At 46.8% G+C, this 19389-nt stretch carries 16 protein-coding genes; 11 read left to right on the top strand and 5 right to left on the bottom strand.

The genetic code is table 11. The annotated features are described in order from the left end of the window. Window positions 1–26: 26 nt before the first annotated feature. Genes DFP83_RS05355 through DFP83_RS05345 form a run of 3 tightly spaced genes read left to right on the top strand, consistent with a single transcriptional unit; the run spans window position 27 to window position 4178 of the window. Window positions 27–1322, top strand: a complete 1296-nt coding sequence (locus DFP83_RS05355; protein ID WP_110573918.1) for a GntP family permease — start codon at window positions 27–29, stop codon at window positions 1320–1322. Window positions 1323–1338: 16 nt separating this feature from the next. Continuing rightward, window positions 1339–2994 (top strand): long-chain fatty acid--CoA ligase, encoded by a 1656-nt coding sequence (locus DFP83_RS05350; protein ID WP_110573916.1) that lies wholly within the window; start codon window positions 1339–1341, stop codon window positions 2992–2994. Continuing rightward, window positions 2991–4178 (top strand): E22 family MetX-like putative esterase, encoded by a 1188-nt coding sequence (locus DFP83_RS05345; RefSeq protein ID WP_110573914.1) that lies wholly within the window; start codon window positions 2991–2993, stop codon window positions 4176–4178. The genes DFP83_RS05350 and DFP83_RS05345 overlap by 4 nt, the downstream gene beginning before the upstream one ends. A 3-nt stretch (window positions 4179–4181) precedes the next feature. On the opposite strand, the gene DFP83_RS05340 is transcribed toward DFP83_RS05345, so the two are convergent. Both DFP83_RS05340 and DFP83_RS05335 read right to left on the bottom strand, forming a co-directional pair. After that, window positions 4182–5933, bottom strand: a complete 1752-nt coding sequence (locus tag DFP83_RS05340) for a TIGR03545 family protein (RefSeq protein WP_110573912.1) — start codon at window positions 5931–5933, stop codon at window positions 4182–4184. Window position 5934: 1 nt separating this feature from the next. After that, entirely contained in the window at window positions 5935–6441 is a 507-nt protein-coding gene (locus DFP83_RS05335; RefSeq protein ID WP_110573910.1) for a TIGR03546 family protein, read from the bottom strand. Between the two features lie 110 nt (window positions 6442–6551). On the opposite strand from DFP83_RS05335, the gene DFP83_RS05330 reads away from it, so the two are divergent. Together DFP83_RS05330 and DFP83_RS05325 are read left to right on the top strand one after the other, a co-directional pair. Beyond that, window positions 6552–8009, top strand: a complete 1458-nt coding sequence (locus DFP83_RS05330) for a RimK family protein (RefSeq protein ID WP_110573908.1) — start codon at window positions 6552–6554, stop codon at window positions 8007–8009. Beyond that, window positions 7999–8475: a GNAT family N-acetyltransferase gene (locus tag DFP83_RS05325; RefSeq protein WP_110573906.1), complete on the top strand. Its 477-nt coding sequence runs from the start codon at window positions 7999–8001 to the stop codon at window positions 8473–8475. Before DFP83_RS05330 ends, DFP83_RS05325 begins: the two co-directional genes overlap by 11 nt. On the opposite strand, the gene glpQ is transcribed toward DFP83_RS05325, so the two are convergent. Together glpQ and DFP83_RS05315 are read right to left on the bottom strand one after the other, a co-directional pair. Further along, complete coding sequence (gene glpQ / locus DFP83_RS05320; protein WP_110573904.1) at window positions 8450–9478, bottom strand: glycerophosphodiester phosphodiesterase; 1029 nt, start codon at window positions 9476–9478, stop codon at window positions 8450–8452. The genes DFP83_RS05325 and glpQ overlap by 26 nt on opposite strands. After that, complete coding sequence (locus DFP83_RS05315) at window positions 9475–10533, bottom strand: cysteine synthase A (protein ID WP_110573902.1); 1059 nt, start codon at window positions 10531–10533, stop codon at window positions 9475–9477. Before DFP83_RS05315 ends, glpQ begins: the two co-directional genes overlap by 4 nt. Before the next feature lie 234 nt (window positions 10534–10767). Here DFP83_RS05315 and DFP83_RS05310 point away from each other — a divergent pair, with 234 nt between their 5' ends. The 3 genes from DFP83_RS05310 to cfa all read left to right on the top strand — a co-directional run bounded on the left by DFP83_RS05310 (window position 10768) and on the right by cfa (window position 13488). After that, complete coding sequence (locus DFP83_RS05310) at window positions 10768–11106, top strand: P-II family nitrogen regulator (protein WP_006956391.1); 339 nt, start codon at window positions 10768–10770, stop codon at window positions 11104–11106. 16 nt (window positions 11107–11122) lie between these two features. Continuing rightward, on the top strand, window positions 11123–12301 hold the full coding sequence (locus DFP83_RS05305; protein ID WP_110573900.1) for an ammonium transporter family protein: 1179 nt from the start codon (window positions 11123–11125) through the stop codon (window positions 12299–12301). 71 nt (window positions 12302–12372) lie between these two features. After that, a complete protein-coding gene (gene cfa, locus DFP83_RS05300) occupies window positions 12373–13488 on the top strand; it encodes a cyclopropane fatty acyl phospholipid synthase (protein ID WP_110573898.1) in 1116 nt (371 codons plus the stop codon). On the opposite strand, the gene DFP83_RS05295 is transcribed toward cfa, so the two are convergent. After that, window positions 13485–14531, bottom strand: coding sequence for an AI-2E family transporter (locus tag DFP83_RS05295; protein WP_110573896.1), 1047 nt, complete (start codon window positions 14529–14531; stop codon window positions 13485–13487). The genes cfa and DFP83_RS05295 overlap by 4 nt on opposite strands. A gap of 100 nt (window positions 14532–14631) precedes the next feature. Here DFP83_RS05295 and DFP83_RS05290 point away from each other — a divergent pair, with 100 nt between their 5' ends. The 3 genes from DFP83_RS05290 (at window position 14632) to DFP83_RS05280 (ending at window position 19388) form a co-directional block, all read left to right on the top strand. Further along, on the top strand, window positions 14632–16320 hold the full coding sequence (locus DFP83_RS05290) for an EAL domain-containing protein (protein WP_110573894.1): 1689 nt from the start codon (window positions 14632–14634) through the stop codon (window positions 16318–16320). After that, window positions 16302–18515, top strand: coding sequence for a GGDEF and EAL domain-containing protein (locus DFP83_RS05285; RefSeq protein WP_110573892.1), 2214 nt, complete (start codon window positions 16302–16304; stop codon window positions 18513–18515). The genes DFP83_RS05290 and DFP83_RS05285 overlap by 19 nt, the downstream gene beginning before the upstream one ends. Before the next feature lie 153 nt (window positions 18516–18668). Beyond that, window positions 18669–19388: a glycosyltransferase family 25 protein gene (locus tag DFP83_RS05280; protein WP_110573890.1), complete on the top strand. Its 720-nt coding sequence runs from the start codon at window positions 18669–18671 to the stop codon at window positions 19386–19388. Window position 19389: the final 1 nt, after the last annotated feature.

Here is a 19389-nt window from a genome sequence, read left to right as displayed (position 1 = left end):
GTTATTAACTCGTTGCGAGGTATTTCATGTTAAGTATGATCGGATTAGTGGGTGGTTTGCTGCTACTCATTGTACTCACCTTAAGAGGAATGAACCTCTTTATCAGTGCACCACTCTGTGCTGTTGTCGTAGCGCTATGCAGCGGCATCCCACTGTTTACCGGGGATGTTAACTTTGTAGCAGCCTACATGGATGGATTCGCTGGCTTTGTCGCCGCCTGGTTTTTTATGTTCTTGCTCGGTTCTATGTTCGGCAAGTTTATGGAAGATACTGGCGCTGCCGACAGTGTCGCCAAGTGGATCATTGACCGACTCGGCAAAAAGCAAGCGGTGTTAGCGGTCGTATTAGCCTGTGCTATTTTGACCTACGGCGGAGTCAGTGTGTTCGTCGTCGCTTTCTCTGTTTATCCAATGGCGCTCAGCTTATTTAAAGACGCTAACCTGCCACGTCGCTTTATTCCCGCAGCATTAGCATTTGGATCGGTGACCTTTACCATGACATCGGCAGGCTCACCGGAAATTCAAAACTGGATTCCCATCAAGTATTTGGGCACCTCTCCCTATGCCGCCTGGGAAGTCAGCTTAGTCGTCGCCATCTTTATGGCCGTGTTTGGCTATTGGTGGCTCACCAAAATTATCAACCGTGCCGTGGCTAAAGGAGAACGCTTTGAGGCTGAAGAACACGATCCTGTGCTTCGCGAGCGCACATTGCCCAATCCATTAGCCAGTTTAGTGCCACTGTTAGTTGTATTGGGTCTGTCATTTTCGTTTCATGAACAACTCGCACAAAATGCGCTTATCGTTGCGTTACTTGGCGGAGTGATTGCCATAGCGATTATCAATTACAACTACTTTTACAAGCCACAATTAGCCATTTCAGACGCGACCACAGGCGCATTAGTTGCTATTGGTAACACTGCTGCGGTGGTGGGTTTTGGCAGCATCGCCAAAATTACCCCAGCATTTGATACCGCGGTCAATGCCATGACCAGCCTGCCAGGTAACGAGCTTGTTGGTGCAGCGGTCGCGGTCAGTGTTATTGCGGGCCTCACCGGCTCAGCTTCGGGCGGTCAAGCAATCGCACTGCCTGAGGTCGGCCCTCACTACATGAATGCAGGCGTTAATCCAGAACAACTGCACCGTATCGTGTCCATATCGTCAGGGGCGTTGGATTCATTGCCTCACAACGGCTATGTCGTAACCACTATCCGCGCTATTTGTAAACAAAGTCACAAAGATGCATACCCGGCCGTAGCGGCTGTCACTGTTGCAGTGCCGCTGATTGGACTCAGCTTAGCTATCGCACTCTTTATGCTGTTTTAATCGAGAGGCTATTACAATGTTAACCACTGAACTTACCGGCAACATGATGCAACGTCCGCTACAGATCATTGATATGTTGCGCTACGCAGCCGAACGCTACCCAAATACAGAAATTGTCACACGCCGTTTAGAGGGGGACTATCACCGCTACGGTTACCAAACGTGCTATCAGCGCACCTGTCAGCTCGCTCATGGCCTTAAAGCGCTGGGGATTCAACCCGGCGAGCGTATCGCGAGTCTGGCGTGGAACACGTATCGGCATATGGAACTTTATTATGCAGTTAGCGGTATCGGTGCGGTTATGCACACCGTCAACCCACGTTTGTTCGAAGATCAGATTGCTTGGATATTAAATCACGCCGAAAGCACTTGGCTTTTTGTCGACATTTCATTCTTAGCGCTGGTTGAACAGATTGCCCCAGCACTAAAAAATGTCAAAGGCATTGTCGTTATGATTGATGAAGCGCAGATGCCACCCAACGTGTTGAGCGATGTAGCAAAGGATATTCACAACTACGAAGCGATCATCGCCAATCAACCGGCTCAGTTTGAGTGGCCCGATATTGATGAACACAGTGCAGCATTACTTTGCTATACCTCTGGCACTACGGGGCATCCTAAAGGCGTGCTCGCGTCCCATCGGGCGATGGTGTTGCACGCGCAAGCCACCATGGGCAAAGATATGTTAGCGCTTGATGAGAATACGGTGCTCTTGCCAATGGTCACCATGTATCACGTTGCCGCGTGGGGCGCGCCTTATGCAGCGCCATTGGCGGGCACAAAACTGGTGTTCAGTGGTGACGGTACATCGGGCGAGGTGATGAGTGAACTGATTAATCAAGAACATGTTACCGTCGGGTTGGGTGTCCCCACCATTTGGCTGACGCTTCATAACTACTTGTCAAACACGCAACAATCGGTGCCATCACTACAACGCGTCTGCGTCGGCGGTGCCGCATCGCCCATGGGCTTGGTCAAGACCTACGACCAAACCTACAACGTTTACTGGCAACCCATATGGGGAATGACCGAAACAGGTCCGCTGGTGTATTCGGCACCACCGACCTCCGATATTCTCAACCGTAGCAAAGAACAACAATACCGTATCCAAACCACGGCTGGACGTCCGGTTTTTGGCTGTGAAGCGCGCATTGTGGATGCGGATAATCAACCACTCCCCCATGACGGAGAAACCCGCGGTGAACTGCAGGTTCGCGGGCATTGGATTGCCAGTCAGTACTTTCGCAACGACGATCTCACGAGCTTTCCTAATGGTTGGCTGGCGACTGGTGATATCGCAGTGATCGATCCTGAAGGCTTTATGAAGGTCGTGGATCGCAAAAAAGATGTGATTAAAAGCGGTGGCGAGTGGATCAGTTCTTTAGACATCGAGAACATTGCTAGCCAACACCCAGCCGTTAATGAGGCGTGCGTGATCGGTGCCAAACACCCGAAATGGGATGAACGACCATTATTGCTCATTGTACCTAATACGGGTCATACAGTAGACGAAAACGATATTAAAACTTTTCTCACAGGCAAAATTGCTCGGTGGTGGATGCCCGACGCCGTTCTGTTCGTCGATCAATTGCCGCATACCGGCACCGGGAAGCTACTCAAAAATGAACTCCGAGTTCAATATCAAAACTTCTTATTGGAGAACGCATCATGAATAAACTAAAAACCGTCAAGTTGAGCCTTATAGCGCTCTGTGGTTTGTTTATTTCCATTACGCAAGCGCAGGAACCGCTGTTAGTCGAAAAGCAACGCTTCCAAATGGACAGTTACACAACCGTAGGTGGTGAAACCATCAAGGATGTTCACGTCGGGTGGGAAGCGTATGGCGAGCTTAATGAAGCTAAAGACAACGTCATTTTGGTCACTCATTTTTTCTCGGGTAATAGTCACGCAGCCGGTAAATACAGTGCCGATGACCCGCAACCCGGTTATTGGGACGCAATCATTGGCCCAGGTAAAGCCATCGATACCAATAAATACTATGTCGTAAGCGTTGATTCATTGGTAAATGCCTACCCAAACCTTCCCAGCGTAATTACTACTGGGCCTGCAAGCACAAACCCAGCAACAGGCAAACCTTATGGTTTAACGTTTCCTGTTGTGACTATCCGTGATTTTGTTAACGTACAAAAAGCACTACTTGAATCAAAAGGCATTGGTAAATTGCATGCCGTGATTGGTGCTTCTATGGGCTCCCTACAAGCCATCGAGTGGGCATCTACTTATCCCGAATGGGTAGAGCGTATGGTTTCGGTCATCGGAAGCGCGAAGATGGATGCATGGACCATTGCAGGACTCGAAATGTGGTCGCAGGCGATTAAGCTGGATCCTAATTGGCGTGGCGGCGACTATTACGATAGCGAGGCCCCACTCAATGGCGTGACGATGGCGCAAGCGATGATAACTCATGGCGCCATGCATCCTGAGATTTTCAACCAAAGCGCACCTTCTCAATCCACTTTACCGAACTCTGGACTTGATACAGTAGACAATCAATTGCCAGCAGCTCAGTGGTTATTCGACAGCAGTCGCGCTCGGGCTCCGTTAGCGGACGCCAATCATATTCTTTATTTAGTACGTGCAAACCAGTTATTTATCGCGGGTCATCAAGAAACCCTTGAAAAAGGGCTTGCAAACCTAACAGCAAAATCACTCTTCTTACCATCGAGCAATGACTTGCTGCTAATGCCTTACATGGCCGAGCAGGCAAATAGTGTGCTGAACAACATGGGGAAAGATTCGGAGTTAGAATACATTGAGGGGCCCTGGGGGCACCTCAATGGTATTTTCTCTATACAGTCGAAGGCCGATAAACTGGCAAAATTTTTAAATCAATAAGCATTAAGAGCCGCCGAATAGGCGGCCTTTGAGTTTATCTTTTAAAGAGTCTTCTATCTTCGACTTAAGCAGCTCCTCGAGCTGCTTATCTAAGTTATCCGACTGGCCTTGCCAGTCGCCCAACTGACCAAGGAACGCCTCTTCATCACCCATCTGCTCATTCACTTTGGCCATCAAATCTTGCTTGATAGCCTGCAGTTTCTCTGACGCTTCGCCCAACGCTGCTTGCGAGAGCATTTCACCTAACTGGTCATCTAGGTCAGAGTTAAACGACAAATCAGGGCTCACAATGCTGCCGCCCACCGCCGTGTTCACATCCAGACGATTCAGCTGTCCAAGCGCATCTGCAATGGCATTAGTAATCTTACTGGTGCCTGAGGCATCGACATTAAGATCAAGTAATTTAATCAGTGCTGAGCCTTCTAACGCATTACCTTTGACCCGCACCGAACCGTCGCTATCCAGTACCGACGAAACTAATGAAGCCACGATCTCATTATTGCTTACCAAGCCGATATTGCTTAACTGGGCTCCTTTCAACTGCCACTGCTGCTTCGCATCAATGCCACTGGGTAACAGCGAAAGCTCACCATTGAGATTAAACGAACGCCACAGAGACGCGTTGTCGGCGCGCGCTTGATAGGTGGTTGCTTGTCCGAGCAAATCATGTTGATAGGTAATATTTTCCCAATTCACATCGACTTGGGTATCGGCAATAAGAATTTCGGTACGTGCGTTTTTAATCAATAGCTCAGGTGCAGCATCTTGTTCCGCAAAACTTATGTTTTCGCCCATCCCACGCGCTTTCTCAATTGTTTGCGTGTCATCAGCACGCGCTAGCATTGGCGCGATCTGTTCGTAAGCGAGTAAAACATAGTGACTCCACTTCTTAGCTTCCTCGCCTAGCAGTAGGCCCGTGATGTTTTGTAGACCGGTTTCGTTAAGCTGAAAGAACGAGCGAATACGATCGATATCATTACCGGGAGCCGCCTTCACCTCGCTTAATTGCGTCTGCACCGTATCGATGCTTTGCTCAAGCTCTTCTTTAAACTGCGCAACCGCTTCTTTATCTTGGCGAATTTGCTTTTTAAGTTCATCCAATTGCTGCTTGCGTTCGGCAATATCACCCAAACCTTCAATTTTCCCCGATGTCAGCTGCTCTATTTGCTGCTTGTACTGCTCAATTTTCTCTTTCTTGGGGAGTTGATCGCGTGCCTGTTTAAACGCTTCTTCTTGTTGCTTTACCTTTTGTTTAGCGGTTGCGATAACCTCCTCGGTTTGCAAACCAACTTGCGCAACGATTTCATCCGTCGAAGGCAATTTCGTTTGCAACGACGCCCATCCGTCAGAAGCCCATGTCTTTACTTGGTCCTTATCTATCGAGACATAAACATCGCCCGGCGACTCACGTTTTTGGGCCAGTCTCACTCCCGTGATATCCAGCTGTTCCATTAGCACACGACCTAAGATGAGCTCACTCACACTGACGTCACCACTAATACGGTCAGCTTGCACACGGTTCAGCTCTGGCTGATTCGGATCGGTGATTTGCACATCAGTCAGTGTGAGCCGCATCGGCGACCACTCATGTGAAACGTTCGCGACGTTGACTTCCGCTCCGTTCAGCCGGCCCAGCGTCTGTTCAAAGGTAAATTTTAAAATGGTGTCTAAAAACAACCAAGATAATAGGAACAAGGTTCCTATCACAATAAAGAACGCGCCCAGTCCAGGCCACCTAATGATACTTTTACTCATATCAACCTCTTAAATCTGAATACACTTGCCACAACCGACTTCCCTTGAGGACACGCACGATTTTAAGTTTATTGAATGTGGCCTGGATGCGTTTACGGTAATTAATGACGATGTAGTAGGCCGTGCCCCAGACGATCGGGCTCACAATCAAACTAAAGACAAAACTACCGATAGTGATGGTGTGGTAAAACAGCGAAACACGCCCAATCGCTGTTGCGTAAACGGCCTCATAAATTGCTTGCCAACTATCGGCTCTAAGTATAGATTCGCCAAAGCTGTGGAACATTGGGTCGAGTAAGTAAGCGACACCTGAAAACACTGCAAACGAGACTAAAAACAGTGACAAATTGACTCGGAAAATCAAAGCTGCGAGTAAGATAATTAAGTTATGAACACGCAATAATGGCGTTAACCCTAGAAACATTCCGAGCACGACGGCAATAGCCAGAGAGCGTGCGCTGGTTTCTGAGTTTAGCGCTTTAAGTATTCGCGCTAATAACGTAAGCATGGCGACATCCTTTTGAATTATTTTCAACTAATATAGTGTTTGATTCGTACCTAAAGCAACTAACCTGTTATGTTTTATAAAAGCTTTTCATAAAAGAGATATACCCACTAATGCAACAACAAGTTCAATTAATTATCAATGACATAAGTGATTGGCAGCCCTACTATCCGAGCCAGTCTTTGCTTACGGCTCACGAATATCTGCAAACTCCTGCGGCGAGTAAAAGCCATATTCTCAATTTGTGCGATGACTTAAGTTACCTATCGACAGGTTATTACGTCAGTTTGCTTGCTGAAGCGCGTGGTCAGCGCGTGCTGCCTTCGGTAAACACGATTAATGATCTTAACAACTTTAATCATTACCAATTATTAGCGAACCCGGTCGATAAAGCAGCAAATAAATTTCTTACCAAGCAGACGGATAGCTCTCTTCAACTCGTCGTGTGCTTTGGACAGACTGCTATTGAACCGTTAAAACACTTGGCAAGACAACTCTTTGATCGTTACCCGTGCCCAATTATTAATATTCATTTCGTCAAAGAGAACGACCGTTGGCTGATCCAGTCCCTCAGTGCCGGTCGTCTTGCTGACTTAACCGATGATGAACAAACCCTGTTTGGTGAGTCATTGGATTTGTTTAATAAACGTGTTTGGCGAAAGGCCCGTGCTAAAAAAGAGTATCGTTACGATTTGGCTATCCTCTACAACCCAGACGAAGCCATTCCGACAAGCGATAAAAAAGCATTAAGCCTATTTATTAAAGCGGCCAAAGAGTGCGATATTGAAGCTGAACTTATTACCGCGGATGACTTTAACCGTCTGCTTGAGTTTGATGCGTTGTTTATTCGTGAAACAACTAAAATTAGTCACTACACGTACCATTTTGCCAAAAAAGCAGAAGCAAACGGTATGGTCGTCATTGACCATCCTGACTCTATTGTTAAGTGCGCTAATAAGGTCTTTTTGAAAGAGTTATTAGACAAACATCAGGTCGCTACACCGAAAACTGAGCTGTTGCTGCTTCAGTCCGATATCGATTACAAAGAGCTCGGTGAACAACTGGGTTATCCTGTTGTGCTTAAGATTCCTGATGGCTCATTCTCGATTGGTGTTGAAAAAGTTGAAAACGAAGATGAGTTCAGAGCAGCTGCAGCGCGATTGTTTGAGCAATCTACCATCTTACTGGCGCAAGAGTTTTTAAAGACAGATTTCGACTGGCGTATTGGCGTACTCAACAACCGCCCTATTTATGCTTGCCAATACTTTATGGCACGTAATCACTGGCAAATCTATAACCACAGTGAATCCAGTCGCGCTAAGAGTGGTTCATTTGAAACCTATGGTGTGCATCAAGCCCCCAAGGAAGTCGTTAAGCTCGCGCTGCAGGCAACCAAGCTCATCGGTGATGGGCTGTATGGTGTAGACGTCAAGATGACACAAAAGGGTCCCGTCATTATTGAAATCAATGACAACCCGTCAATTGAATCCGGCGTCGAAGATAAGTTGTTAGGCTACGAGCTCTACCGATTAATTATGGCTGATTTCGGACGTCGGTTGGATGAATACTGATAGCAATCTCAGCATACAACCCTGCCAGCGCGATGATATCAACGCGCTGGTCGAGCTCGAAAATCAGGTGTTTGACTATTCTCGCATCAGTCGGCGTAACTTTAATCGTCTGCTTCGCAGCCCCGCAGCTCAGATGTTGCTGGCAAAGGACCACACCCAGCAGCTTGCCGGCTATGTGGTTATTCTGACACGGCGAAACAGTCGATATGCACGTATTTACTCCATTGCCGTCGCGCCCGCGTTCCGCGGTCAAGGGGTCGCTAAACGCTTAGTGAAGGACGTCATCGAGACACAGCGTCAGCAAGGTCGTCATGGACTATCACTGGAAGTCAAGTTGGACAACAAACACGCTATCCAACTCTACCAATCCTTTGGCTTTGAAACCATTGATGTGCTTGCCGGTTACTACGATGATGGTACCGACGGATTAAAAATGCGCCTTACTTTTGATCCGGAAAGTCGCTGAAGACACCCTCAACACCGGCTTCCTTAAGCCAACCACGTAATTGCTTGAGCGACTCGACGCCTTCAGGCAATTGATCAGCTCTCAGCGTATAAACGTGAACTTTAAGACCGACTTTCTTGGCATTATCAAGTACGTCGGTCCACTCGGGCTGTCCGTCTTTAACTCCTTTCAATACATGCCCTAGCCACAATCCAACGTGATCCGCATAGGATGTCAAAGATTCCATTCCCGCATAAGTTCTCAGCGCATCATAATCAACCGGCGTTTCAGCCCACGAATTGTCAGCAATCAACTGAACCAATGGGAAATCACAGTGAAATTCACGCTTTACGCGACGCAACGTCTCGGGATCAAATGACTGTAAATAAATAGGTGTCGCCTGTTGCTTATCGGAGTAACCATTTTTATTGAGCACGTTCATTACAACCGCTAATGGATCGTAATCCTGATCGCGATACCACCGAGCCGCTTTCACTTCGATGTACACACCGGTGTCCTCGCCTCGCACTCGATTCAGTTCTTGAATCAGATTCAATGATTCGGCCAGGGTTTGTATCTTAAATTCGACTTGGTCATTTTGAAATCGTTCTGGGTAACGCGGTTGTCCGTCACTCTCTTTTCGCGACGTCAGCTTCAGTTGCTTTAAGTGATTCAAAGTAAAATCGACCACATAGTAACTTCCATCCGGACGGTGCCGCTCGGGAAACACCTCTTTCACATTGCTAATTGCATCAAGTTGCACATCGTGCAAAACCACCGCTTTGCCGTCGCGACTCAACTGAATATCCTGCTCGATATAGTCGGCACCCAACGCATAGGCCATAACGGTTGCCGCCTGCGAGTGCTCGGGTAAATAACCCGAAGCACCACGGTGCGCAATATCAATAAAAGTCGGTAATTTAATAGGCTCAACAGCGAGCTGTTCTGTCGAGTTATCGGCCTGCGCCCAGGTTGTTAATGACCAAGCTAATGCCCCTACTGCGACACCCAATGTCCACTTCATGAATTATCTCCCGACCAGTTAACAGCTATCAGCCGTTCACCGAGCTGCTTATATCGCGCCGCTAGTTGGTCAATAGGCTCCGGTTCGACAGCGAGACCTTTTTGCTTTAAGTAATCATTGTTGTAAAGCTTACTCGCAGACCGTTCACCCAGGTCGCAGGCAAACGTCACAATATTCCGTCCAGGCTGTCCATTTAAAGCGGCGGCAAAAGCCGCTGCCAAATTAAGTGCTGAGCTACTGCCAAGTACGAGACCATCTTGCTCGCGTACATAGCGAGAAATACTAATCAGGTCCTGATCTGGCAAATTAACAGCATGGTCAATACGCGCCTGTCTAAAGTTATCCACCAAGCGCATAATGCCGATCCCTTCGGTCATTGAGCTGCCATTAGACACATACTCGCCAGTTCTTAAGAACTCAAAAATCCCAGAACCATCGGGGTCAGCAAGCCATACATCGATATTAGGGTTTTGCTCTTTTAGGTAGCGGCTATTACCGCCAATGGTGCCGCCAGTGCCCGCAACCGAAACAAAGGTATCAATATTGCCATTAAGCTGTTGCCAAATCTCAGGGCCGGTGTGCAGGTAATGGGCACGCGCATTACTGGTATTTTCAAACTGATTAGCCCACCAGCAGTCGTCGCGTTCTTCGGCAATTCGACGCGCTGTATGATAAAAGTGGTTCGGGTTTTTAAACGGCACAGGGTCAACAGTCTTTAATTGACCACCATGCAGTGCAATCATGCGCTCTTTCTCAGGCGACTGATCATTTGGCATAACCGCCAACATATTCAGTCCAAACGACTTCGCCACCAGCGCTAAGCCGATTCCGGTATTACCGGCAGTGCCCTCGACGACTGTCATGCCAGGTTTGAGCTCGCCGCGTTCCATTGCATCTTCAATCAGTTGCTTGGCAGCGCGATCCTTTATTGAGCCACCGGGGTTCTGAAACTCACATTTTAAGTAGATGTTACTACCACTCAGTTCAGACAGTGAGTGCACTCTCAGCAAATCCGTTTGCCCGACGAGATCACTCGTGCGTTGACCTACCAACATTTATACAGTCCTCTACTTCGTTATTGCATAGTATGCAGTATCCCTGCTGAGTAAATTCGGTTCAACTCTATTTGCATTGGATTTACTGCACTCTAGAGGTGCGATTGCACCACAGTTACGCCTGTTTGCTGAGCGCACCTATCAATAGATTATGTAACCAATTGTTTTATATACGTTTTATATTTGGCACGGTTTGTGAATTAACATTTCATCTACATTAACGGAGTGCTGGCTATGAAAATGATTACTGCATTAATTAAGCCGTTCAAATTGGACGATGTGCGTCAAGCGTTAGCCGATATCGGCTGTACCGGAATGACGATTGCCGAAGTACGCGGTTTTGGACGGCAAAAAGGTCATACTGAACTGTATCGCGGCGCCGAATATCGCGTCGACTTTCTACCTAAAATTAGGCTTGAGCTCGCCGTCAGCGATGACCAACTCGAGCGCGCTGTTGAGGTCATTTCTGAAGCAGCTCACACCGGCAACATTGGTGACGGGAAAATTTTTGTCACTCATCTCGAGCACTGCGTACGCATCCGTACCGGTGAAGTCGATCAAGAAGCCCTTTAATTAAGGAGAACATGTGATGGATTCTACTTCACTCGCAAGCACCGAATACGCGTTAAATACACTCTATATCCTGTTGTCAGGCGCGTTTGTCATGTGGATGGCAGCTGGCTTTGCAATGCTTGAGGCTGGTCTCGTGCGCAGCAAGAATACCACTGAGATCTTAACCAAAAATATCGTGCTGTTCGCTTTGGCGTGTATTGCCTACCTAATTGTTGGTTATAACCTGATGTATGGCGCTGGCGGCTCCGATAGTTTTGCCGACGATGCCGACTTTTTCTTTCAAAGTGTTTTTGTTGCCACAGCAATGTCGATTGTTTCCGGTGCTGTTGCAGAACGCATGAAGCTACTCGCGTTCTTCATATTTGCGGTTGTGTTGTCCGCTGTTATTTATCCCTATCAAGGAAGCTGGAGCTGGGGCGGCGGTTTCCTCGCCGAGGCCGGGTTTGTTGATTTCGCCGGTTCAGGGATCGTGCACATGGCAGGCGCAGCGGCCGCACTTGCAGGCGTTTTACTGCTTGGACCGCGCTTGGGCAAATATAAAAATGGCAAACCTACCGCGATTCCAGGCGCTAATATGCCACTCGCCGCTTTGGGCACTTTAATTCTTTGGTTTGGCTGGTTTGGATTCAACGGAGGCTCTCAACTCGCCATCCACGATATCGACAATGCCAACGCTGTCGCGCGAGTATTTGTCAACACCAACACGGCTGCGGCGGCAGGCGCCGTGGGCGCTTTATTGATGACTGTATTTATTTGGCGTAAAGCAGATTTAACAATGATTGTTAATGGCGTATTGGCGGGTTTAGTGGCCATTACTGCGCAGCCTCTTACACCGGATCCGATACACGCAGCGGTGTTTGGTTTTATCGCCGGGTTGCTGGTGGTTATCTCGATCATCACGCTCGACCGACTGCGAATCGATGATCCAGTGGGTGCCTTATCCGTACACGGTGTAGTAGGTTTATATGGCTTGATGTTAGTTCCGTTTACTGACTCGAACGCTACTTGGTCAACACAATTGTTAGGTGCTGGTAGTATTTTTGGCTGGACTTTTATCACGAGTCTCGCTATTTGGTATCTGTTGAAAGTCACAATTGGCATTCGTGTCAGTGAAGAACAAGAGTACCTGGGCGGTGATATCAGTGAGTGTGGTATCGAGGCGTACCCTGAGTTCACTGGCTCAACAAAGCGTTAACGAATAGCGTTTGCCTGTGGCCTACTCCATTGTTAAGTTAAGAAATACTTAATACGAAAGGGTTAAGTCTCATGGCATCATCAAAAGAATACTGTAACGAACTACTTAATAGAGCCGGCATTCAGATTAATGGTTCCCACCCATGGGATATGCAAGTTCACGATGACAGCGTTTTTGACCAAGTGTTGTCGCGTGGCAACTTGGGGTTGGGCGAAGCTTACATGGCAGGGTTATGGGACGCTGAGCGCTTAGATCAGTTTTTCCACCGCTTGCTTCGCTCGGGCGTGCAAGATGAAGTCAATCCTGCTCGCCTGATCTTCCACTCGCTGAAAAGCCGGCTGTTCAACCTGCAGGACGATAAGCGCGCATGGGAAGTCGGACAGAAACACTACGATATCGGTAATAACCTATACCAAGCCATGCTTGATGAACGCATGGTATACACCTGCGGCTATTGGCGTAACGCCGACAACCTCGATGAGGCACAACGCGACAAGTTAGAACTCAGTTGTCAGAAACTTCAGCTCAAGCCAGGCATGAGGATACTCGATATAGGCTGCGGCTGGGGTAGTTTTATGCAGTATGCCGCCGCAAACTTTGGCGTCGAATGTGTCGGTGTGACGATATCAAAGGAACAAGTACGGTTAGGCGAAGAGCGATGCAAAGATCTGCCTGTGGAGTTTCGCCTGCAGGATTACCGTGATTTAGATGAACCTTTCGATCGCATCATTAGCTTGGGCATGTTCGAGCATGTCGGTCAGAAAAATTATGAGGACTACATGGAGGTCGCTCGACGCTGCTTAAAAGATGATGGGCTGTTTCTGTTACATACCATCGGCAAGAACGTATCGGATACGGCCGCTGACCCGTGGATTAGTCGCTATATTTTTCCAAACGGTGAAATCCCTTCAATTGCGCAAATAGGGAGCGCGCTTGAAGAGCGTTTTGTTTGCGAGGACCTGCACAATTTCGGTGCTGATTATGACCGCACATTAATGGGTTGGTTTAAAAACTTCGATGACGCTTGGCCCCAGCTACAAGATAATTACGAAAAGTCATTTTATCGTATGTGGAAATATTACTTACTTTCCTGTGCGGGCGCGTTCCGCGCCCGCGACATCCAACTCTGGCAATGGGTGCTCAGCAAGGAGGGTATTGAGGGTGGTTACCAACGCCCGTTTGTCTAAGAACCCACATTAAATTCGTTTGTGAACATATCCCAAAACGCTAAAAACAGGGCTGCAATCAGCGGCCCTATGACGAATCCTGTAATCCCAAACAAGCTCAATCCGCCGAGCGTTGAGAATAGCACGATATAGTCAGGCAATTTAGTATCTCGTCCTACGAGTAATGGGCGCAACACATTATCTGCAAGCCCGATAATAATGACACCGTAAAGCACCAACACAACACCATCAAAAATGGCGCCCGTCGCTAACAAGTATACTGAGACAGGTAACCACACAATTCCGGCGCCGATGGCAGGGATAAGTGATAAAAAGGCCATCACGACTCCCCATAATACGGGCGCTGGAATACCCAACAATGCAAAAATAATCCCGCCGAGCGCGCCTTGCACCATAGCAACAACAATATTGCCTTTTACGGTTGCCCGCGTAACCTCAGCAAACTTCTTAAACAATTGATGCTCGCGCTCATCACCTAACGGAAGCGCTCGCACCATCAAACGGATTAACTTATTACCATCACGCAGTAAGAAAAACGTCAGATACAGCATCAGACCTAGGTTCATCACAAACCCAAAGGTATTCTGCCCTACCACTAACGCTTCCTGCGCAAAAAACTGGCTGGCGCTCATCGCCCAGTCAGAAATACGCTGGGGAAGCGATTCTATATCGATTCCGAGTCGTGCTAATATATCGGGTAGGAATGGAAGCCCCTTCTCAATTTTGTCCACGACTTGCGCGATACTTACGTCACCAGAGGATAACCTTTGATAGAGTTGCACGCCCTCTTGGATAAAGGAATAGGCAACCGCAAGGACTGGAATCACGACAATAACGGTCGCAACAAGTAATGTTAACAATGCTGCTCGATTACTACGACGCCCGAGCATCCGCTTTAGCCGTATTTGAAGTGGGTAAAAGATGACTGCCACCGCACAAGCCCAAAAAATTGATGCCCAAAACGGCTTTAGTATCAGCGCAAATGCAACACTCACTGCTAGCAGCATGAGCAAAAACGAACGTGTTTCCAATTTATCTTGCATATTTATTCCGTTTAATAGAAGCTTGTGACGTGAGCATGTCCCATATTAGTAAATGATTTACGCTTAAGATAGTGCGAAGATCGCACATATATGGAAGCAAATGGACGATACATCAAACCCTTACAGCTTTTCGACATGGTGTCGAGAAACACTTGTAGAATTCACTGAGTTGAATGCAGAAAAACAAGTGTTCAGCGGATTCCTCATTGCTGTGTTCATTACAGCTTGTGTGCAACTGATCGAATACACAGGTGGTTTACCGAGTGTTTTCGAACACCTCATTTATTTGCCATTAATATTTGCCGGTCTTTTGTTAGGTCCCCGTATAGGAGGTTTAGGCGGTTTTGTTACTGGTATTGCACTGACACCGTTATTTTTCCCCGCTGAACTGATTGACCAAACAAGCGTTGTCAGTGATTGGCCAGTCCGCCTTTTAATGCTGACCTTAACACCGCTGATTGCAGGACTTATAAGCCGCTCTGTTCAGCAGCTTCATCACTTAGAAAATAAAGCTAAAAAGACGTTTCACGGTACTGAGCTCCCTAACCAAGAGGCCCTGCTCGAACAAATTAATGCATGGTCCGAAAATAACACAGTCCCTGAAAACGCCTTAATGGATATTATTAACCTGCGGTTAAGTAACATTGACAAGCTTCGCAACCAAGTCGGTCACCAAAAAGCCGATAAAATTGTTGCTGAGTTAGCAAGGCAACTGAAAGAGGCGCTAGGCGCCTCAGCACAAATTGGTCAGACCGCAACGAATGAACTTGTCGGCTTACATGCCAATACAGAAAACTCTCGCGAAGAGTTGCAAGAGAAACTACAACAATTACTCAGCCAACCTATCGTTATCGATGGGACAGAGTTCAGCCTCGATACCACAGCCGGTGTATTTCGTGTCAAACGTGAGAACACCAAAGACAAAGCAAACATGGTCATTCATGATGCCCACCAACATAGCTATCAAGCGGCTGAAAATAATCAGGCTTTTTCCTTTTTGGATCAAGATGGCGATCTAGACGATGAGCAAGATGAACCCTTGTCGAAACAGCTTATCTCAGCTATTCAAAATGAAAACATAAAGCTCTACTATCAACCAAGGCTAAATACGAGCTCTGGCTATTTTTCAGTTATCGAAGCCATTGTGCGTTGGCGCGATAATCAGCGCGGCTACTTATCAACGGAAGACTTTAAGCCGCTGATAGAAGAGCCTGCGCTAGCTAAGCAATTTACCGGTTGGGTGATCAACACAGCATTTAGTGATATCGCCGAATGGATGAAAAAAGACTACATTGTTAGGCTATCCCTTCACATTACACTGAATGATGTGTTAGAACCCACAGTGCTTAACGCTGTAGCAAAAGCGTTAAATAAAACTAAGTTTCCGCCATCTAGCCTCAGCTTAGAGGTGAGCGAGCGATCGCTTGTACGCATTGGTGACCAAGCGAAAGCCTATTTAAAGAAGCTTCGCTCCATGGGCGTCACCATTATCGCTGATCAATTTGGTGAAGGACAACTGACTCTACAAAGTATATTTGTACTCCCAGTAGACGCGATAAAACTATCAGAAAACTTAGTTATGAAAGCAACATCCAATAGCGATAAAAAGCGCACCCTAATTTCGATGATAAAAATGGCTCGTTCTCGTGGTCTTAAAACAATTGCAACGGGCGTTGACAATCGCGCTAAATTGTTACTATTAAAACACATTGGGTGTGATGAACTTCAAGGATCGATTTTAAGTAAACCGACGGACAAAGATGATATTCCATGGGCAAGAATCCGATAGAAAACACAGATCAGCAAGCAACCACTTCAACACAATCACGCTGGCTAATCGCCTACGCTGTAACCACGTCTGCAATAATCATTCTTGCCACGATAGTACTCTATTTCTATCCCTTTGATGTCAAAGCCATACATTATGGCGTTGTGACGCTCTGCGTTGCAGTAGTCGCCGAATCAGTTTTCTTTATCTGGCGAACACTACGCGCCTCTAACGCGACGATTAAGTCGATGCAGTCTTCGATTAATCAACTCGACGAAGGCTCAACTATTATTTACGAACTTCATAAACAAGATGGTTTTTACCAACCTGTGTATGTGAGTTCTAATATAAAGCAAATCTTGGGTTACTCCGTTACAGAATCATTGCAACCCAACTGGTGGTTCGAAAACGTGCATCCAGAAGATCGCGCACTTACGTTGAGTGCGCTGTCTAAAGTTGAAGCGAATCATACCTTCGTTCATAGGTATCGCTTTAAGACCAAGTATGGAACCTATATTTGGCTTAGAGATGAGCTCCGTACGTTCCAAAACAACGTCGATAAAATCGCAGGTCAATGGTCGGATATCAGTCAAGATCTAAGCTGGTTGCAAGACAATAAAGCCATCACTCAACGGCACTTGATTGGCTTTGCAGAGTTAAATGGTGACGACACTATTTTCAGAGCCGACACTAACTTTCGCAACTTGATTGGGTTGAAGGATAATGAACCCAGTACGCACCATATTTTAGATTTTATTTCGCCAACAAACTTCAACAGTGACACTCCTACCCTAGAAACAGGCATAGAATATCTGGTCGAATTTAATCGCCCGAGCGGTCAGGTGTTACATGGGCTACTTAAAATCAGTGAGGACAAACAAGGTACTATCCGTTTTGTCACGCTTATCGATCTTTCCGCGTTTACATCCGAACAACGAAGACTTAAACAGATCGCATATACACAACCTCTCACTGGATTACCCAATATTGAGCAACTCAAACTTGATTTACAGGCATCGTTGGAACGCGCCAGAGACGATGAGTTAGTTGCTGTATTGAACGTTAACATTAGGGAGTTTCATAAGGTAAACGATTCTTATGGTGTAACCAATGGCGATCGCGTTTTGCAACGCGTAGCACGACGCTTTCAGAATGTACTACCCAATAACGCATCACTCTACTGCGCTTGGGGCGATGACTTTTGGATTTTATTGTCTGATGTTAAAGAATATATGGAACTGCAGAGTTTAATGGATGAGCTTAGTCAATCACTTAATAAACCGCTTATGCTTGAAAAGCACATTCAACTTCAGGTTGCTGCAAATATTGGTGCCTGCACTTATCCATTAGATGCTCTTGATACTGCTTCGCTGCTATCATATGCGAGCTCTGCGTTGCAGCGCGCCCGCCGTTTGACGCACGCAAGCCAAGTCATTTTTAATCAACAAATGGCGAGTGACTCGTTTTCTCAGCTACTCGTCAAACAGCAGTTGCAACAAGCTCTTGAGCAATCGCAGTTTGAGGTTTACTTTCAAAAAATATCAGACTTCGAGGGGGCGAACCGAGGTTATGAAGCGCTTTTGCGCTGGAACCATGAAGATCAGGGTGTAATACCCGCCTCGGAATTTATTCACAGCTGTGATGAGGCGCTTAAACAACGCCTCGGTCTGTGGATTATTGAGCAAGTCATTACCAGCCTCTCCTCCATTCCATGTACGCCTGACGGCAAACGCTATGTGGCAATTAACCTGTTTTCCTGCCAGCTAGATAGCGAATTTGTAGAGCAAATGAAGGAGTTCTCTGATCAACTGAAAGCTCAAAATGCGCATATTTGTTTTGAATTAAAAGAAGCATCACTTATCGATCCATCAGATGACTTACGTGCGACTCTGAGAGAACTAACCAATGCTGGTTTTTCACTGACTATTGATGATTTTGGAGCAGGTTTCGCCGGCTTGACCTACTTACGAGAATTTCCGATATCTTCGATAAAAGTGGACCGTGAATTTATAAACGCGCTAGATAGCGATCGGGGTTACGCGATTGTTGATGGCATCGTCGAACTTTCTCACCGTGCTAAAATTAAGGTACATGCTCTTGGTATCGAGACTGAAAAGCAATTCGCTTTGGCTCGGAAACTGAATTTTGATTTTTGCCAAGGGCGTTTCATTCATTCCGCACAAGCGCTGAATGAGCTTATTACTCACACCGACTAACAATTAGCCGCTTGAGCGGTAAGCTCGGCGGTCTCAACGGGGGATGAATTGCGTCCCCCCAAAAAAACGTGTTTAATAGAGTCACTTTAAAACGGCTTCCGCATACACTGCATATAGCTGTGTTCATAAACACTCACCCAGACAAAACACTGAATGAACTACAAAACCTTTTTGATCAACTTAGATCGCTCGCCGCAACGCTTGGCAGATGCTAAAAAACAGCTCGATGCGCTTGATATGTCATTTGAGCGTGTCAGTGCGGCTGACGGCAGCCAACTCACGCCAGAAGAGCGTGCTTGTTTTGATAAAAACACGGCCCAAAAGCGCTACCATTATGATCTGACGTGGGGCGAAGTAGGATGCTATTTAAGCCACCTTAAATGCTGGCAGAAAATCGTCGATGAGAAGCTTGATTACGCGATTATTCTCGAAGATGACCTGCATTTACAGGACGACTTTAACAAGGTCCCCGAACTGTTAGAGCAGCTCAAAACGCCGTGGTCATTTATCAAACTCGGTAATCCATTTAAGCCTCGTAAAGAGACCCCAGTTGAAACGCTCGCGAGGTTCAATCTTGTTCGCTATGATAAGGCGCCTTCTGGCACCTGCGCACAAGTGGTCAGTTACCAAGGTGCTAAAGCACTGCTTGCTGCTCGATCACTTTTTTTCCGGCCTGTTGATGTTGATTTACAATGGCAATGGGAAGTGCCAATTAAGATTCTCGGTTTAACGCCCTATGTTGCTGGGCACAACTTAAGCTTTGACAGTGATATCCAACAAATCGACCAACGCAAAAACAAAGCTAAGAGAAGCGGAGTGCGTTTGCGCGAACAATTGCGGTTTTTCTATCATTCGAAACTACGTGGAGAATAGT

This window comes from Idiomarina fontislapidosi, assembly GCF_003226255.1.
In the GTDB taxonomy this organism is placed as follows: Bacteria; Pseudomonadota; Gammaproteobacteria; order Enterobacterales; family Alteromonadaceae; genus Idiomarina; species Idiomarina fontislapidosi.
Note: the sequence above shows the minus strand (reverse complement) of the source record. Positions and strands in the feature narration are given on the sequence as shown.

Coding starts and splice junctions, on each gene's coding strand:
- DFP83_RS05355 (WP_110573918.1), top strand. CDS start 27: ATGTTAAGTATGATCGGATTAGTGGGTGGTTTGCTGCTACTCATTGTA.
- DFP83_RS05350 (WP_110573916.1), top strand. CDS start 1,339: ATGTTAACCACTGAACTTACCGGCAACATGATGCAACGTCCGCTACAG.
- DFP83_RS05345 (WP_110573914.1), top strand. CDS start 2,991: ATGAATAAACTAAAAACCGTCAAGTTGAGCCTTATAGCGCTCTGTGGT.
- DFP83_RS05340 (WP_110573912.1), bottom strand. CDS start 5,933: ATGAGTAAAAGTATCATTAGGTGGCCTGGACTGGGCGCGTTCTTTATT.
- DFP83_RS05335 (WP_110573910.1), bottom strand. CDS start 6,441: ATGCTTACGTTATTAGCGCGAATACTTAAAGCGCTAAACTCAGAAACC.
- DFP83_RS05330 (WP_110573908.1), top strand. CDS start 6,552: ATGCAACAACAAGTTCAATTAATTATCAATGACATAAGTGATTGGCAG.
- DFP83_RS05325 (WP_110573906.1), top strand. CDS start 7,999: ATGAATACTGATAGCAATCTCAGCATACAACCCTGCCAGCGCGATGAT.
- glpQ (WP_110573904.1), bottom strand. CDS start 9,478: ATGAAGTGGACATTGGGTGTCGCAGTAGGGGCATTAGCTTGGTCATTA.
- DFP83_RS05315 (WP_110573902.1), bottom strand. CDS start 10,533: ATGTTGGTAGGTCAACGCACGAGTGATCTCGTCGGGCAAACGGATTTG.
- DFP83_RS05310 (WP_006956391.1), top strand. CDS start 10,768: ATGAAAATGATTACTGCATTAATTAAGCCGTTCAAATTGGACGATGTG.
- DFP83_RS05305 (WP_110573900.1), top strand. CDS start 11,123: ATGGATTCTACTTCACTCGCAAGCACCGAATACGCGTTAAATACACTC.
- cfa (WP_110573898.1), top strand. CDS start 12,373: ATGGCATCATCAAAAGAATACTGTAACGAACTACTTAATAGAGCCGGC.
- DFP83_RS05295 (WP_110573896.1), bottom strand. CDS start 14,531: ATGCAAGATAAATTGGAAACACGTTCGTTTTTGCTCATGCTGCTAGCA.
- DFP83_RS05290 (WP_110573894.1), top strand. CDS start 14,632: ATGGACGATACATCAAACCCTTACAGCTTTTCGACATGGTGTCGAGAA.
- DFP83_RS05285 (WP_110573892.1), top strand. CDS start 16,302: ATGGGCAAGAATCCGATAGAAAACACAGATCAGCAAGCAACCACTTCA.
- DFP83_RS05280 (WP_110573890.1), top strand. CDS start 18,669: ATGAACTACAAAACCTTTTTGATCAACTTAGATCGCTCGCCGCAACGC.